The sequence below is a fragment of the Galbibacter marinus genome, assembly GCF_000300875.1.
Taxonomy (GTDB): Bacteria; Bacteroidota; Bacteroidia; order Flavobacteriales; family Flavobacteriaceae; genus Galbibacter; species Galbibacter marinus.
This window is the reverse complement of record NZ_AMSG01000028.1, coordinates 17,873-33,920: the sequence shown is the minus strand read 5'-3', so window position 1 is coordinate 33,920 and position 16,048 is coordinate 17,873. Positions and strand designations below refer to the sequence as shown.

At 37.5% G+C, this 16,048-nt stretch carries 12 protein-coding genes; all 12 read left to right on the top strand.

Going from position 1 to position 16,048, the window contains the following annotated elements; genetic code table 11:
* Positions 1–37: 37 nt before the first annotated feature.
* Positions 38–838, top strand: coding sequence for an MFS transporter (locus I215_RS13640; protein ID WP_083852517.1), 801 nt, complete (start codon positions 38–40; stop codon positions 836–838).
* An 80-nt stretch (positions 839–918) separates the two neighbouring features.
* Positions 919–1,578, top strand: coding sequence for a beta-phosphoglucomutase (gene pgmB / locus I215_RS13635; protein ID WP_008992570.1), 660 nt, complete (start codon positions 919–921; stop codon positions 1,576–1,578).
* Position 1,579: 1 nt separating this feature from the next.
* The gene (locus I215_RS13630) at positions 1,580–3,886 is read left to right on the top strand and encodes a glycoside hydrolase family 65 protein (RefSeq protein ID WP_008992569.1); all 2,307 of its coding nucleotides are present in this window, start codon (positions 1,580–1,582) and stop codon (positions 3,884–3,886) included.
* A 1-nt stretch (position 3,887) separates the two neighbouring features.
* Positions 3,888–5,996, top strand: a complete 2,109-nt coding sequence (locus tag I215_RS13625; protein ID WP_040460473.1) for a glycoside hydrolase family 97 protein — start codon at positions 3,888–3,890, stop codon at positions 5,994–5,996.
* A gap of 2 nt (positions 5,997–5,998) precedes the next feature.
* Positions 5,999–7,840: a glycoside hydrolase family 13 protein gene (locus I215_RS13620; RefSeq protein WP_008992567.1), complete on the top strand. Its 1,842-nt coding sequence runs from the start codon at positions 5,999–6,001 to the stop codon at positions 7,838–7,840.
* A gap of 18 nt (positions 7,841–7,858) precedes the next feature.
* Positions 7,859–9,742 (top strand): alpha-amylase family protein, encoded by a 1,884-nt coding sequence (locus I215_RS13615; protein WP_008992566.1) that lies wholly within the window; start codon positions 7,859–7,861, stop codon positions 9,740–9,742.
* A 30-nt stretch (positions 9,743–9,772) separates the two neighbouring features.
* Positions 9,773–10,525 (top strand): glycerophosphodiester phosphodiesterase, encoded by a 753-nt coding sequence (locus I215_RS13610; RefSeq protein WP_008992565.1) that lies wholly within the window; start codon positions 9,773–9,775, stop codon positions 10,523–10,525.
* 29 nt (positions 10,526–10,554) lie between these two features.
* The gene (locus I215_RS13605) at positions 10,555–11,817 is read left to right on the top strand and encodes a BaiN/RdsA family NAD(P)/FAD-dependent oxidoreductase (protein ID WP_008992564.1); all 1,263 of its coding nucleotides are present in this window, start codon (positions 10,555–10,557) and stop codon (positions 11,815–11,817) included.
* Positions 11,818–11,903: 86 nt separating this feature from the next.
* Positions 11,904–12,986: a diphosphomevalonate/mevalonate 3,5-bisphosphate decarboxylase family protein gene (locus I215_RS13600; RefSeq protein WP_008992563.1), complete on the top strand. Its 1,083-nt coding sequence runs from the start codon at positions 11,904–11,906 to the stop codon at positions 12,984–12,986.
* A 29-nt stretch (positions 12,987–13,015) separates the two neighbouring features.
* Positions 13,016–13,954 (top strand): mevalonate kinase family protein, encoded by a 939-nt coding sequence (locus I215_RS13595; RefSeq protein WP_008992562.1) that lies wholly within the window; start codon positions 13,016–13,018, stop codon positions 13,952–13,954.
* A 15-nt stretch (positions 13,955–13,969) separates the two neighbouring features.
* A complete protein-coding gene (locus tag I215_RS13590; protein ID WP_040460477.1) occupies positions 13,970–14,875 on the top strand; it encodes a geranylgeranylglycerol-phosphate geranylgeranyltransferase in 906 nt (301 codons plus the stop codon).
* 107 nt (positions 14,876–14,982) lie between these two features.
* On the top strand, positions 14,983–15,858 hold the full coding sequence (locus tag I215_RS13585) for a pseudouridine synthase (protein WP_008992560.1): 876 nt from the start codon (positions 14,983–14,985) through the stop codon (positions 15,856–15,858).
* The last annotated feature ends 190 nt before the right edge of the window (positions 15,859–16,048 follow it).

Below are 16,048 nucleotides of genomic sequence, written 5' to 3'. Positions count from 1 at the left end.
TCAATTTAGACCCAACTTTTGAGATTGATCCGTTTTTATTACCAGCATTCTTTATACCATATTTACTACCGATGAATACCCTCCAGAAGACATGGTGGCCTTTGAGAAAATGAGGGCTGAAAGCAAGGGTCGATTCATTCAGGATATTGTGGAAAATATTGGTAAGATGCCTTCTACGATGGTAAAACTAGGAGTGGTACAATTCTTTAGTTGGTTTGCGTTTTTTACTATGTGGAGTATGGCCATGCCTGCTTTGACTGAACATGTTTATGATGCACCAGCGCCAATGGAGAACGCATATGACTTTGCTAACACAGTGCAACAGCAGCAATTTGATACTGCAAACGCGAAATATCAAGATGCATCGGATAAGGTTGGATCAGCCATGGGAATCTATGGCCTCTCATCCATGGGATTTGCATTAGTGCTAGCTTACTTTTCTTCTAAATTCAGGGTCAATCGGAAATTTACCCATATGGTTTCTCTTATAATTGGAGGGGCTGGATTTATTTCCATGTATTTCGCTAGTAACATTTGGCATCTCTATGGAAGTTTTCTCCTTGTAGGTATTGCATGGGGTAGTATACTTTCCATGCCTTATGCCATGCTATCTAGTGCTATTGATGCCAAGAAAATGGGAGTCTATATGGGACTGTTCAATATGTTTATTGTATTACCACAGATCATTGCGGCCATAGGAGGTATAAACTTAAGCTATCAGCTCATGGGGGATCAAGCGATTAACGCTATGATTGTAGCTGGAATATGTCTATTGCTGGCAGCCTTAGCTAATTTACTGATCACCAATAAGAAGGCCATTGCCTATACTATCGATTAAGCGATCAGATATCAAGATTCAAACTAGGAACAACATTAAAATAAGTCTGTAAACTTCACTCTTACAGATATATTACGCAGATGAAACAACAAAAGGGATTTATTTTCGATTTGGACGGTGTTATTGTGGATACCGCTAAATTCCACTTTTTAGCTTGGAGAAAATTGGGAGAGAATTTCAATTTTCAACTTTCTGAACAGCAAAATGAACAACTCAAAGGAGTCAGTAGAATAGACTCTTTGAATAAGATATTAAATTGGGCAGGGGTCGAAATTTCTCCACAGGAGTTTGATCGCCTAGCATCTGAAAAAAATGAAGATTATTTAGAATATGTTGCCCAAATGACCCCAGATGATATACTACCAGGGGTAAAAAGTACTATAGAAAAATTAAAATCAGCCAATTATCCAATTGCATTAGGATCAGCTAGTAAAAATGCCCCAGGCATTTTACGCAAAGTAGGTCTGTTTGATCTATTTGATGCAATTGTTGATGGTAATAGCGTAAGTAAAGCTAAACCAGACCCAGAAGTTTTCCTTCAGGCGGCAAGTCAATTAGAGGTGGCCCCCAAGGATTGTATTGTCTTTGAAGATGCCTATGCAGGGATTACTGCTGCCAATAATGCGGGAATGACATCAATTGCTCTTGGTGATGCAGAAGTTTTGCACCATGCGGATTATGTGTTTAACACATTTAATGAAATAACGTACGATTTTTTAACTCAACTTCAATCAAAATAAAATGAATCAGGATTATATAAAGCCAAATGAGTGGTCATTGATAGAGGAAGGATTTAATCCTCAAAAGGTAAAATCTTCGGAAAGCTTATTTAGTCTAGGAAACGGAGCCATGGGGCAGCGTGCTAATTTTGAAGAAGATTACAGTGGAGAAAGTTTCCAAGGAAGTTACATCGCCGGTGTATACTATCCAGATAAGACCAGAGTAGGATGGTGGAAAAACGGATACCCAGAATATTTTGCAAAAGTATTAAACGCTCCCAATTGGATAGGAATTCACGTGCAAGTTGAAGGTGAAACCTTAGATTTGAACACCTGTACTAAAGTATCAGACTACGCTCGTGAGTTAAACATGAAACAAGGTTGGTATCAGAGAAGCTTTGTCGCTAGTATGCCTAATGGTGTGGATCTCAAAGTAAAGGCAACTCGATTTTTGAGTATGACATTAACTGAAGTTGGTGCCATTAAATATGAAGTTACTCCTTTAAATCGCTCGGTGGAGGTTGTCATAACGCCTTATGTAGATGGCGGGATTACCAACGAGGATAGTAACTGGGATGATGCATTTTGGCAAATCAACGAGGTTAGTTCTAAAGACGATTTTGCCTACGTACGATCAATGACTAATAAAACGGCATTCGATGTTTGTACTGGGATGCTCAATGAATTGTACCTAGATGACCAAAAGGTTGAAGTCAAAGGTGAAGTCGTATCCGAATCTCGAAAAGTAGGACTTAAATATACCCTTAAACTCTCCCAGGGTCAAAAAGCAACCTTAGTGAAATTTGCAGGTTATGTAACGAGCCTGAATCATAAATCAGAGGTGCTTGTTGAGGCCTCTGAGCAAATTCTTATCAAGGCAAGAAATTATGGTTTCGACGCACTTTTGGAATCCCAAATACAAGAGTGGGATGCCATATGGCAAATGGCAGATATTACCATAAAAGGAGATGTCAAAGCTCAACAAGGAATACGATTTAATATCTTCCAACTCAATCAAACCTACTCTGGAAAAGATTCTAGATTAAATATAGGTCCAAAAGGATTCACTGGTGAGAAATATGGAGGAAGTACCTATTGGGATACCGAGGCCTATTGTATTCCATTTTACATGGCTACAAAGGATGAGAAGGTAGCGAGAAACTTGCTTACCTATCGTTATAACCAATTGGATAAGGCTATTGAAAATGCGCAGAAACTTGGATTCACTGATGGTGCAGCGCTTTATCCCATGGTAACTATGGATGGAGAAGAATGTCATAACGAGTGGGAAATTACCTTTGAAGAAATCCACCGTAATGGTTCTATATTATTTGCCATTTACAATTATACCCGTTTTACAGCAGACAAGAGTTATATTCCAGAGATGGGTCTAGAGGTTATGATAGCGATTTCTCGCTTTTGGAAACAACGCGCTAATTTCTCAACAGATAAAAACCAGTATGTAATTCTAGGTGTGACAGGTCCAAATGAATACGAGAATAACGTTAACAATAACTGGTTTACCAACTATATTGCTAAATGGTGTATGGAATATACCGCCCAGACAATCGAGATGGTAAAAGAGGATTATGCAGATGATTTCGCGCGTGTAATAAAGAAAACCAAACTTTCTGATCAGGAGGTCGCCAAGTGGCTTGAAGTAGCGGAAAATATGTATTTCCCATTCGATGAGAAGCGTAATGTCTACTTGCAACAAGACGGCTTCTTAGATAAAGAATTGGTTCCCGTTTCTGAGCTTTCTAAAACTCAGCGGCCTATCAATCAAAAATGGTCTTGGGATCGCATCCTGCGCTCACCTTATATAAAACAGGCTGATGTGTTACAAGGATTCTACTTTTTTGAAGATCAATTTAGTTTAGAGGAGTTGGAGCGTCATTTTGATTTTTATGAGCCATATACAGTTCATGAATCTTCACTATCACCTTGTGTACACAGTATCCAAGCTGCAGTATTGGACCGTATGGATCAGGCATACACGTTTTATTTGAGAACCTCGCGTTTGGATTTAGATGATTACAATAAAGAAGTTCACGAGGGACTTCACATTACTTCCATGGCAGGTACTTGGATGAGTGTTGTAGAAGGATTTGGTGGAATGCGTGTGAAAAATGACTGCCTTTCTTTTGATCCTAAAATCCCTAAAGAGTGGGATGCTTTTAGTTTCAAAGTTAATTTTAGAAATCAAATTCTAAAAGTGGAAGTTTCACATAGTGGAACAACTTTTAAATTAGAAGGAGATCGTGAATTGAAGATTCTAATTAACGGGCAAAGCACCATGCTTCAACCGGATAACAAAATTGTTTTGTAATATGAACAAATACCTTTTATTTAGTATATGTATGGTTTTCTTTGGGCAGATTTATGGGCAATCCCTAAAATCTCCTAACGGAAATTTGGAAATGGAGTTTTCTCTTAGCCAAGCGGGAGAACCTACCTATCTGCTTAATTTTAAGCAACAGAATGTTATTAAATCAAGTAAGCTTGGTTTTCAGATTAAAAATGACAGCATTTCTCTTAAGGATGCTTTTGTGGTGGTAGATACCAAAGAATCGAGTTTTGACCAGAGTTGGGTACCCGTATGGGGAGAGGTGAATTCTATTAGAAATCACTATAATGAATTATTAGTAAAGCTAAAGCAACAAGGTACACAGCGCGAGATAAATATCCGCTTTAGATTGTTTGATGATGGTTTAGGCTTCCGATATGAATTTCCAGAGCAAGATCATCTGATCTACTTTGTTATCGCAGAAGAGCTTACGGAGTTTGCTATGACAGGAGACCATACTGCTTTTTGGCTACCAGGGGATTATGATACCCAGGAATACAACTATACCAAAAGTAAATTGTCAGAAATTCGAGGTAAAATGGATTCAGCCATTACCCCCATTTCATCACAAACACCCTTTTCGCCCACTGGGGTACAAACCTCACTGATGCTCACTACCCGTGAAGGGTTGTATATCAATTTGCATGAAGCGGCTCTGATTAATTATTCAACCATGCATCTAAACTTGGATGACAAGACGATGGTTTTTCAGTCTTGGTTAACTCCTGATGCAAACGGTGATAAGGGTCATGTTCAGGCGCCTTTCAATACGCCTTGGAGAACCGTTATCGTTAGCGATGATGCTAGGGATATATTGGATTCAAAAATAACCTTGAATTTAAATGAACCATCTAAGATAGAAAATACAGATTGGATTAAACCAATGAAATATATCGGGGTATGGTGGGAACTGATAACTGGTAAAAGCAGTTGGGCTTACACGAATGATTTTCCATCGATTCAACTTGGCAAAACGGACTATTCTTCTGCCAAACCAAACGGCACACATGGAGCCAATACTGCTCATGTAAAATCCTATATCGATTTTGCAGCAGAGCATGGTTTTGATGGTGTTTTAGTGGAAGGTTGGAATCAAGGTTGGGAAGATTGGTACGGTAATTCAAAGGATTATGTTTTTGACTTTGTGAGTTCTTATCCTGATTTTGACGTCAAGGAAATACAGGAGTACGCAAAGCAAAAAGGAGTTGAAATGATCATGCATCATGAGACTTCAGGATCTATTAGGAATTACGAAAGGCATATGGACGCCGCTTATCAGTTCATGAAAGATCACGGGTACAACTCTGTAAAGAGCGGTTATGTAGGCGATATTTTACCAAGAGGAGAATATCACTATAGCCAATGGGTTGTAAATCACTATCAGTATGCATTAGAAAAAGCGGCTGAATATGAAATTATGATAAATGCCCATGAGGCTGTCCGACCAACTGGAATAAGTCGTACGTATCCGAACTTGATTGCTAATGAATCGGCTAGAGGAACGGAATACCAAGCTTTTGGAGGGTCCAAGGCCAATCACGTAACAGTATTACCTTTTACACGACTTATAGGAGGCCCAATGGATTACACCCCAGGGATATTTGAGATGGATATCAGTAAATTAAATCCCAATAATAATTCTCATGTTAATTCAACAATCGCCAACCAATTGGCTTTATATCTAACTATGTATAGTCCATTGCAAATGGCGGCAGATCTTCCCGAGAACTATATGCGCTTTCCAGAAGCTTTTCAGTTCATAAAAGATGTTGCCATAGATTGGGATGAATCAATTTATTTAGAAGCTGAACCAGGAGAGTATGTTACCGTGGCTAGAAAAGCGAAAGGAACATCAGATTGGTTTATTGGAAATGTCAATGGATATGATTCAAGAAAAACAAGTCTTAAATTAGACTTTTTAGAACCTGGTGAAACCTATACTGCTCGTATTTATGAAGATGCTAAGGATGCACATTACAAAGAAAATCCTCAAGCGATAAATATTCGAAGCGTACAAGTGAAAAAAAATAGTAAATTGAAATTAAGATCTGCTCCGGGAGGAGGGTTCGCAATAAGCATCATTAAAAATTAAACATGAAGAAAAGTACCTTTTTAATCACCGCAATTTTTGCGTTAATACTGCAATCAGTAAATGCGCAAATCGAACGAATTGAGCCTCCTTTTTGGTGGAGTGGCATGCAACATTCAGAATTGGAACTTATGGTGTACGGTGAGAATATAGCCGAGTTAAGCCCTAAGATTGATGGTATTGAAATACTAGAGGTGAAAAAGACAGAGAATCCAAATTATTTATTTATTACATTGGATACTCAAGGTCAAGAACCTCAAAAGTTTAAAATTGTTTTTGAGAAAAATGGAAAACGTAAGTTTTCTAAAAACTATGAGCTTAAAGAGCGAAGACCTGAGTCTGCTCAAAGAAAAGGATTTGATTCCTCTGATATGATTTACCTAATTATGCCAGATCGTTTTGCCAATGGAGATACTTCCAATGATAATCATAAAGATGTAGTAGAAAAAGTAAATAGAGACCATCAAGGTGGACGCCACGGCGGTGATATCCAAGGGATCATAGATTATTTGGATTATATTGAATCTCTTGGTGCTACAGCAATCTGGAGTACACCCATGAATGAGGATAATGATTCTACTTATTCTTATCACACCTATGCCCAAAGTGATGTTTATAAAATAGATCCTCGTTACGGGACTAATGAAGATTATAAAAGATTATCTCAGGAGCTACATAAACGTTCTATGAAACTCATAATGGATTATGTGGTGAATCATTGGGGAATTACTCACTGGATGATGGATGATTTGCCTACCTATGATTGGATTCATCAATTTCCTGGTTATGGTCAGACCAATTATAGAATGAGTACACAGATGGATCCGAATGCCTCTGAGATAGACGCTTATTACTGTATGGATGGTTGGTTTGTTAGCACGATGCCTGATCTTAATCAAAAAAATCCATTAGCTCTTAATTATTTAATTCAAAATGCTATTTGGTGGATTGAATATGCTGATTTGGATGGCTTTAGAGTAGATACTTATTCTTACAATGATAAGCAAGGTGTTGCCAAATGGACTAAATCCATTATGGATGAATACCCTAATTTTAATATTGTAGGTGAGGTTTGGATGCACGATCAGGCTCAAATTGCCTATTGGCAAAAAGATAGTAAAATAGCTGCAATTCAAGATTACAACTCTCATCTTCCATCGGTGATGGACTTTACTTTACACGATGCCCTTTCTGCGACATTTCAGGTAGAGGAGCCTAGTTGGGATAAAGGAATGATTCAAGTGTATGAAAACTTTGTGAATGACTTTTTGTATCCAGACATTGATAATATCCTAGTGTTTGCTGAGAACCATGATACCCAACGTATCAATCAAATATACAATTCAATAGAGGATTATAAACTCATCATGACTCTACTGGGGACGATTCGTGGTATTCCACAACTTTATTATGGATCTGAGATCGGAATGAAAGGCGATAAAGCAAAAGGTGATGGAGACATCCGTAGAGACTTCCCAGGAGGATGGGAAACAGACACCCACAATGCCTTTTTTGCCCAGGGGAGAACAGCGACAGAGAATGCTTATTTTGATGTAACTTCTAAGATTTTTAATTGGAGAAAAACCGCAACAGCAATTCATAATGGTAAAACTACGCAGTACATACCAGAGAATGACGTTTATGTGTATTTTAGATATAATGACAACCAAACTGTAATGGTTGTAATCAACAATAGCAAGGAAGAACAAACCTTGGAATTAGGCAGATTTAAAGAAAATCTCCAGGATGCCAAATCGGCAAAGGAAATACTTTCTTCTTCTGAAATCAGCCTTGGAGAAACCCTTAACATTGCGGGTAAAGCAAGTTATATTTTAGAAATTTTATAGTACAAAAGTGTAATTAGAATGATTAAGAAGTTTTCGGTTTTCTCACTACCAGTTCTGGTAATGTCAATTTTGATGAGCTGTACACCAACAGCCAATGATAAGGAAAGTACCGCTGAAGAGCCTACGCAAACAAAATCTAAAAAAGTGGTGTATCAGGTGTTTACCAGATTATTCGGTAACACCAACACCACCAATAAGACTTGGGGCACCATAGAGGAGAATGGGGTAGGTAAATTTGAAGACTTCACCCCTAAAGCATTACAGGAAATTAAAGATTTAGGGATCACCCACATTTGGTATACGGGAATACCACATCATGCTCTAGTTGGTGATTACACCAAATATGGAATTAGTAATGATGACCCCGAGGTTATTAAGGGGAGAGCGGGATCTCCATATGCGGTCAAGGATTATTACAATGTCAATCCTGATTTGGCGACTGATCCCGAAAATCGATTAGAAGAATTTAAACAACTCCTTGAAAGAACCCATCAAGCAGGGATGAAAGTCATTATTGATATAGTTCCAAATCACGTGGCAAGAAATTATCAAAGTATATCCGCACCAAAAGGCGTAGAGGGTTTTGGTGTAGACGATAATACAGAGGTTCAATACCAGCGAGATAACAATTTTTATTACAACCCAAATGAAACATTCGAGTTGCCTAAATGGAGAGAGGGTTACCTTCCTCTAGGAGGAGAGCAGCATCCACTGGTCGATGGTCATTTTCAGGAGAATCCTGCAAAATGGACTGGGAATGGAGCTAGAGCATCTAAGCCTGATCAAAATGACTGGTATGAAACCGTTAAGGTAAACTACGGCGTGTCTCCTGAAGGAATAAGAGAATTTGACTCTTTGCCAAAAGGGTATGAAAATGAGCCGTTTCAAAAACATTTTGAATTCTGGAAGGACAAACAAGTACCTGATTCCTGGGAGAAATTTAAGGACATTGCTCTGTATTGGATAGCTATGGGTGTTGATGGATTTCGTTATGACATGGCTGAGATGGTGCCTGTAGAATTTTGGAGTTATATGAATTCCACTATTAAGATGGAAAATCCCGATGCTTTTTTATTAGCTGAGGTCTATAACCCAACCTTATATCGCGATTATATATATAAGGGTAAAATGGATTACTTATATGATAAGGTCGCCATGTATGATTCTATAAAACAGATCATGAAGGATAATGGTAAGACCAGTTATATCTCTGAAGTTCTTAAGCAGACCAAGGACATTTCTTCTCATTTACTCTACTTTTTAGAGAATCATGATGAACAGCGAATCGCGAGTGAAGAATTTGCTGGTGATGCCCAAATTGCCAAACCTGCAATGACAGTACTTGCTACCATTTCAACGGCTCCTTTAATGATATATTTTGGACAGGAGGTAGGAGAACCTGGGGCTGAGGATGCTGGTTTTGGTAAACCTAGTAGAACTTCTATTTTTGATTATGTGGGGGTTCCTCACCATCAAAGGTGGATGAATGATGGTAAATTTGACGGTGGACAAAGCACGGAGCAGGAAAAACAATTGCGCGACTTCTATAAGCGCTTGCTAAATGTTTCAATAAGTCAACCAGCAATAATGGGGCAAATAAAAGAACTACATAAGTACAATATTCAAAATAGCCAAGGTTATAACCAAGACATATATTCTTTTGTGAGGTATAACGAGGATCAAAAGTTAGTCGTGATTTCAAACTTTGATACAGAGAATACATATGAGTTTGAATTGCAACTGCCTAAGGAACTTATAGCAGAGTGGGGTCTTGATAAAACAGAATATTCTTTAAGGGATTTACTGTATCAAGGTAGTAACAAATTAACGTTAAGAAATGATATTGGAGCTGTAAAAATTAGGATAAATCCTCTACAATCATTTATTTTTGAAGTTCAGTGATGTGGTTTTACCGCATTTAAAACTTCAAACATGTTAAAAAAACAAGGACTATTAGCACTCGTAGTGGTGAGTTTATTAAGTTGTACTCAAATGCAAGAAGATCCCATTATAATAGGCCATAGAGGGGCCCGTGGTCATGTGGTAGAAAATAGCTTACCATCCATTAAAAAAGCTATTGATTTAGGTTCTGATGCTATTGAAATTGATGTTTTCAAAATAGCAGATGGATCCATAATCGTTTTTCATGATGATACCGTAGACCGGTTAACTCAGGCAACAGGGCCTATTGAAGCCTATACTAAAGAAACATTGGATACGCTCACTTTAGAGGGAGGAGTTAAAATACCTACACTAGAGCAAGTGTTGGATTTGATCGATGCTAAGGTTGTTTTAAACGTAGAGTTAAAAGGTGCAGGAACCGCAAAACCAGTACATGAAATTTTACAATCTTATATAGATAATAAAGGCTGGAAGATAGAGGACTTTATTATTTCTAGTTTTCGATGGGATGAATTGCAGGCCATAAGAGAATTGAACCCCAAGATGCCCATAGGTATTCTAACTAGTGAAGATATAGATGGAGCCATAGCCGAGGGAGAAAAGTTAAGTGCTGTTGCTATACATCCTCACTTTAAAAGTTTGAATTCTCAGAATGTCGACCTTATGCATGAAAGGAATTTTAAAATATATCCATGGACTGTCAATGATACCCAGGATATCAAAGCCATGAAAATATTTAAGGTGGATGGTATTATTACGGACTATCCTGATCGGGTTCAATGAAACCGATAAATTAAACCTAATTTTGCTGCATGGATTTTGACGTTATTATTGTAGGAGGTGGAGCAGCAGGTTTTTTTACTGCCATTCAACTGGCAACATTACAGTCTCAGCGAAAAATTGTAATACTCGAGCGAGGAAAAGAAGTATTGACGAAAGTCAAAATTTCTGGTGGAGGACGTTGTAATGTCACACACGCTATCTTTGATCCCAATGAATTTGTAAACGCTTATCCTAGGGGGAAGCGTGAACTCAAAGGTCCTTTTCATAGTTTTTGTAGTGGAGACGTCTTTGCATTTTTTGAATCCTGTGGGGTTGAGCTAAAAATTGAACAGGACGGAAGGGTGTTTCCCAAAAGTGATACATCACAAAGCATCATTGATTGTTTTTTGGAACAAATCAATACTTTAGGTGTTAAGCTAAATACTAGCTGCGCGGTCAAATCCATTCACAGGACAGATTTAAAAGAATCTCCATGGACATTAGAGACAACTCAAGGGAAATATCGAGCTGCCCATGTAGTGATTACCACAGGGAGTAATCCTAAAATGTGGGATCAATTAGAGAGCATGGGGCATAAAATTGTAAAGGCAGTACCTTCACTCTTTACTTTTAATATAAAGGATAGTCGAATACAAGATCTTATGGGGCTTGCCACAGATGCCCAGGTCAGTTTACTTAATCAGGCTGGTCAGCCAATTGAGTTAGAAGCTTCTGATGAAACGACATCAAGTGGACCTTTGCTAATTACCCATTGGGGAATGAGTGGTCCTGCTATTTTAAAGTTATCTGCTTGGGGAGCAAGAGCACTCCATCAGTTGAATTACCAATTTAAGATTCTAGTTAATTGGTTGCCTCAGTATAACTTTGAGGACATGGCAATGCATTTGACTGAATTAAAGCAGGAGCATGCTAAAAAACATATTGTTAACACCCGTCCATTTGAACTGCCCAAAAGATTGTGGCTTAAATTACTTGAAGCTGTTAGTGTTTCAAAAGAAATGAAGTGGGCTGATATGAGTAAGGTCCAATTGAGGAATTTAGCTCGGCAGCTCACACAAGCTCAATTCACTGTCAATGGAAAGAGCACTTTTAAAGAAGAATTCGTAACTGCTGGAGGGGTGGATTTAAAAGAAATTAATTTTAAAACTTACCAAAGCAAAGTATGCGAATCTCTTTATTTGGCTGGTGAGGTACTTGATATAGACGCCATAACAGGTGGTTTTAACTTTCAGAATGCTTGGACAGGAGGTTTTATCATTGCCAATGCTATTTCTGAAAAATTAAATAATTAGTAGAGTCTTATCCATATGTTTTGGATCTGTAAAATGGCAGTAACTTTAATGCTTTAGCGTATCTTTGCCCAAACTGTAATTGACTCATGATTCATAAAGATTTTATTTCAAAGCCATACACAGGACAACTAGAAGAGACAGAGTTTGGGTGGCAATCTCCGAGCAATATTGCTCTTGTAAAATATTGGGGAAAGAAGGAAATTCAGATCCCTGCCAATCCGTCTATAAGTTTTACCTTGGATAACTGTCATACAAAAACTAAGGTTCAAGTAGGTCCTAAAGTTAAATCAGAGAAGGAATTTAGTTTTGAAGTTCTATTGGATGGAAAGCCTAAAGAGGCTTTCGCACCGAAGATTGAGACATTTTTCAAAAGAGTTCAACCATATTTACCTTTTGTCGATCAATATCATTTTAAAATTCAAACGACCAATTCGTTTCCCCACAGTAGTGGAATAGCCTCTTCTGCAAGTGGAATGAGTGCTTTAGCACTTTGTTTTATGAGTATGGAGAAAACCTTATTGCCTGATATGAATCAGGAGTATTTTTTTAAAAAAGCTTCTTTTTTAGCGCGCTTAGGTTCTGGAAGTGCAAGTCGAAGCACCCAGGGTCCTTTAATGGTTTTTGGGGAGCACCAGGATATACCAGAGAGTTCTAATCTATATGGAGTCAAATATCAAGGCGAGGTACACGATAACTTTAATAATTACCAAGACACTGTTTTACTTGTGGATGTGGGAGAGAAAAAGGTAAGTAGTTCTGTTGGTCATGATCTGGTCAACGGCCATCCTTTTGCATCTGCTAGATTTGAGCAAGCTAACAAAAATCTATCAGAGCTTTTACAAATTATAAAGCAAGGAGATCTAGAAGCCTTTGTTAAGGTAGTGGAGAGTGAGGCATTGGTGCTTCATGCAATTATGATGAGCTCTCAGCCTTATTATTTGTTGCTTCGTCCTAATACCCTTAGAATTATTGAAAAAGTATGGGAGTATAGAGCTAACACTAACAGTAACTTATGTTTTACCCTTGATGCGGGAGCGAACGTACATTTGCTCTATCCTGAAGCAGAAAAACAAGAAGTTTTACAATTTATTAGAAATGAACTGGTTGTATATTGTAAAAACGAGCAGTATATTTGCGACCAGATTGGATTTGGTGCTAAAAAATTGTAATTTAGAAGTACCATGCAACAAAGGCATACATGAAAGGACCACTATTTTATTCGAAGATTTTGCTTTTTGGCGAATACGGAATCATCAAGGATTCCAAAGGCTTGTCCATACCTTATAATTTTTATAAGGGTGCTTTAAAGCTAAGTGAAGATTTAACTCCAGAGGCTGAAAAATCGAATGATAGCTTAAGGCGTTTTGCCGAGTACCTAGATCAGCTACAGGAAGAGGAAAACCCAATAGTCAGTTTTGATATAGAACAATTAAAGGAGGATGTAGCTAAAGGGATGTATTTTGATAGCAGCATACCTATGGGTTATGGTGTTGGAAGCAGTGGAGCTCTTGTGGCAGCTATTTACGATAAGTATGCTCATGATAAAATCACTGTTCTAGAGAATTTAACTCGAGAAAAACTACTAAAGCTAAAGCACATCTTTGGTGCTATGGAATCGTTCTTTCATGGAAAATCTTCTGGTCTTGACCCTTTAAATAGTTACTTAAGTCTTCCGATTTTAATTAATTCGAAAGATAATATTCAGCCAACAGGTATTCCATCACAAACAACAGATGGTAAGGGTGCTGTGTTTTTATTAGATAGTGGAACAACTGGTGAAACCGCTCCTATGATTCAGATCTTTATGGAGAGTATGAAGCAGGAAGGTTTTAGAAAAATGTTGAAAGACCAGTTTATCAAACACACTGATGCTTGTGTTGAAGACTTTCTCAAAGGAGATGTAAAATCTTTATTTGGAAATTTAAAACAACTTTCAAATACAGTTTTTACCAATTTTAAGCCGATGATACCTGCTGAATTCCATAAATTATGGAAACATGGTATTGATACCAATGATTATTATTTGAAACTCTGTGGCTCTGGAGGTGGAGGTTACTTCTTAGGGTTTACTCAAGATATTGATAAGGCTCGAAAGGCACTAGAGGGATATAAGCTAGAGGTCGTTTATAATTTCTAAGAATTTGACTTTATGATAATTAGCCGAAGGCAGAAACTTTTACTTCTTAAGTTCCTAAGCCTTTTTTCGGTAATAAGGGGGTACAATGTATTGGTGATTGCACTTGCGCAATACCTTACCTCACTTTATATACTTGCCCCTGATAGTTCAATAGCCGCTATTTTATTTGATCCATACCTATTTTGTATTGTAGCCGCATCCGCCATTGCAATTGCCTCGGGGTACATTATCAATAGCTTTTACGATGCCGAAAAGGATCTTATTAACCGTCCTAGGAAAACTTTGCTAGATCGGATTGTTAGTCAGCGTTTTAAATTGACCACCTATTTTGTGCTGAATTTTGTATCCGTGATTTTTGCCAGTTATGTATCCTTCCGCTCGGTGGTGTTTTTCTCTAGTTATATTTTTGGAATTTGGTTTTACTCTCATAAATTAAAACGAGTGACCTTTTTGGGAAATTTGGTTTCAGCGACCCTGGCCATTGCACCGTTCTTTGCGATTTTTGTCTATTATAAGAATTTCCAATTGGTCATATTTGTTCATGCTTTATTTTTGTTTTTAATCATCTTGATTAGAGAACTAGTAAAGGACTTACAGAATATCAAAGGTGATCTAGCTCAAAATTACAAGACCATTGCTGTGGTGTATGGAGAGCGAAGTTCAAAGCTAATTATTACCCTCTTTACCCTATTATCCTTTGTGCCTGCTTATCTTCTAATTGCAAGATTTGAGGTGGGTCATATGCACTTGTTCTTTTATGCTTGTGTTTTTTTACTTTTGGTGTTCTTATTTATTTTATGGAGGTCTTCTACCAAAACCCATTACGTGTTATTGCATAATATCCTTAAGTTTATCATAATCTCTGGTGTCTTGAGTATCCTTTTAATCGATATTGATTTAGTATTACACCGAATCCACTGAAACTTATTGCTTTAATCCTCGTAGAGATTCTGTTTTATCATATAAGCGATCGGAGATGTTTTTTAATAATTGATTAGAATTAACATATCTTTGTTGAAAATTTAAAAATGAGCAGAGCAGATAATTCTAAAAAGGGGAAAAGTTTTGACAGACAGGGTGGTGATCATAAAAAACGCTCTGGTAGACAAGGAGGACAGCCAAAGAAAGTGAGCTATTCTCGTGGGAATGCCCCAATTCAAAAACAACATAAATCTAAAAAAACACAGATGTCTCCTGATCAAATCAGGTTAAACAAATACATAGCTAATAGTGGGATTTGTTCTCGAAGAGATGCTGATATCTATATCGCTTCAGGGAACGTTACTGTAAATGGTGAGGTTATTACCGAAATGGGTTATAGAGTTGAACTTAACGATGTAGTTAAGTTTGATGGTCGAGCAATCAACCCAGAGAAGAAGGTGTACATACTGCTCAACAAACCAAAGGGCTTTTTAACTACAACTAGTGACGAAAAGGGGCGTAAAACAGTGATGGATCTTGTAGCAAAAGCTACCAAAGCTCGAATCGTTCCCGTTGGGAGGCTTGAGAGAAGTACTACTGGATTACTGCTTTTTACCAATGATGGAGACCTTTCTAAAAAATTGACCAATAGCGGTCGTGATGTTCGAAAAATATATCAAGTTACTCTAAACAAATCCTTCCAAATTAAAGATTTACACGCCATTCGAGAGGGATTGACTCTTGAGGATGGAATAGTAAAGGTGGATGAAATTTCTACTATTGAAGGAGCAAATAAAAATGAAGTTGGTATAAAAATCCACAGTAATAAAAACAAAATAGTCCGCCGTATTTTTGAACATCTAGACTATGAGGTGATTAAATTAGATAGAGTAGTCTTTGCTGGATTGACTAAAAAGGATCTGCCAAGAGGAACATGGCGTCATCTTACAAAACAAGAGGTGATTAATCTTCAGATGTTGTAAGATCAAAAATTCAAGTACTTATCCTAATATTTGATATCTGAGTCACTTTTGAACTTGGCGCGGAAACTAGGATCTATATGCAAGGAATTTCACCTAAATTTATTTCTATACAATTCTGATGTGATTAACCTTAAATTCCCCTTCATTCCCTCTTGAAGCCTTTTTTTAGTTGAGTTTCATGGGGAAGTTA

Bases quoted from the DNA above. Each gene is read 5' to 3' on its own strand.
- I215_RS13585 (WP_008992560.1), top strand. From the start codon at position 14,983: ATGAGCAGAGCAGATAATTCTAAAAAGGGGAAAAGTTTTGACAGACAG.
- I215_RS13620 (WP_008992567.1), top strand. From the start codon at position 5,999: ATGAAGAAAAGTACCTTTTTAATCACCGCAATTTTTGCGTTAATACTG.
- I215_RS13605 (WP_008992564.1), top strand. From the start codon at position 10,555: ATGGATTTTGACGTTATTATTGTAGGAGGTGGAGCAGCAGGTTTTTTT.
- I215_RS13610 (WP_008992565.1), top strand. From the start codon at position 9,773: ATGTTAAAAAAACAAGGACTATTAGCACTCGTAGTGGTGAGTTTATTA.
- I215_RS13595 (WP_008992562.1), top strand. From the start codon at position 13,016: ATGAAAGGACCACTATTTTATTCGAAGATTTTGCTTTTTGGCGAATAC.
- pgmB (WP_008992570.1), top strand. From the start codon at position 919: ATGAAACAACAAAAGGGATTTATTTTCGATTTGGACGGTGTTATTGTG.
- I215_RS13625 (WP_040460473.1), top strand. From the start codon at position 3,888: ATGAACAAATACCTTTTATTTAGTATATGTATGGTTTTCTTTGGGCAG.
- I215_RS13630 (WP_008992569.1), top strand. From the start codon at position 1,580: ATGAATCAGGATTATATAAAGCCAAATGAGTGGTCATTGATAGAGGAA.
- I215_RS13615 (WP_008992566.1), top strand. From the start codon at position 7,859: ATGATTAAGAAGTTTTCGGTTTTCTCACTACCAGTTCTGGTAATGTCA.
- I215_RS13600 (WP_008992563.1), top strand. From the start codon at position 11,904: ATGATTCATAAAGATTTTATTTCAAAGCCATACACAGGACAACTAGAA.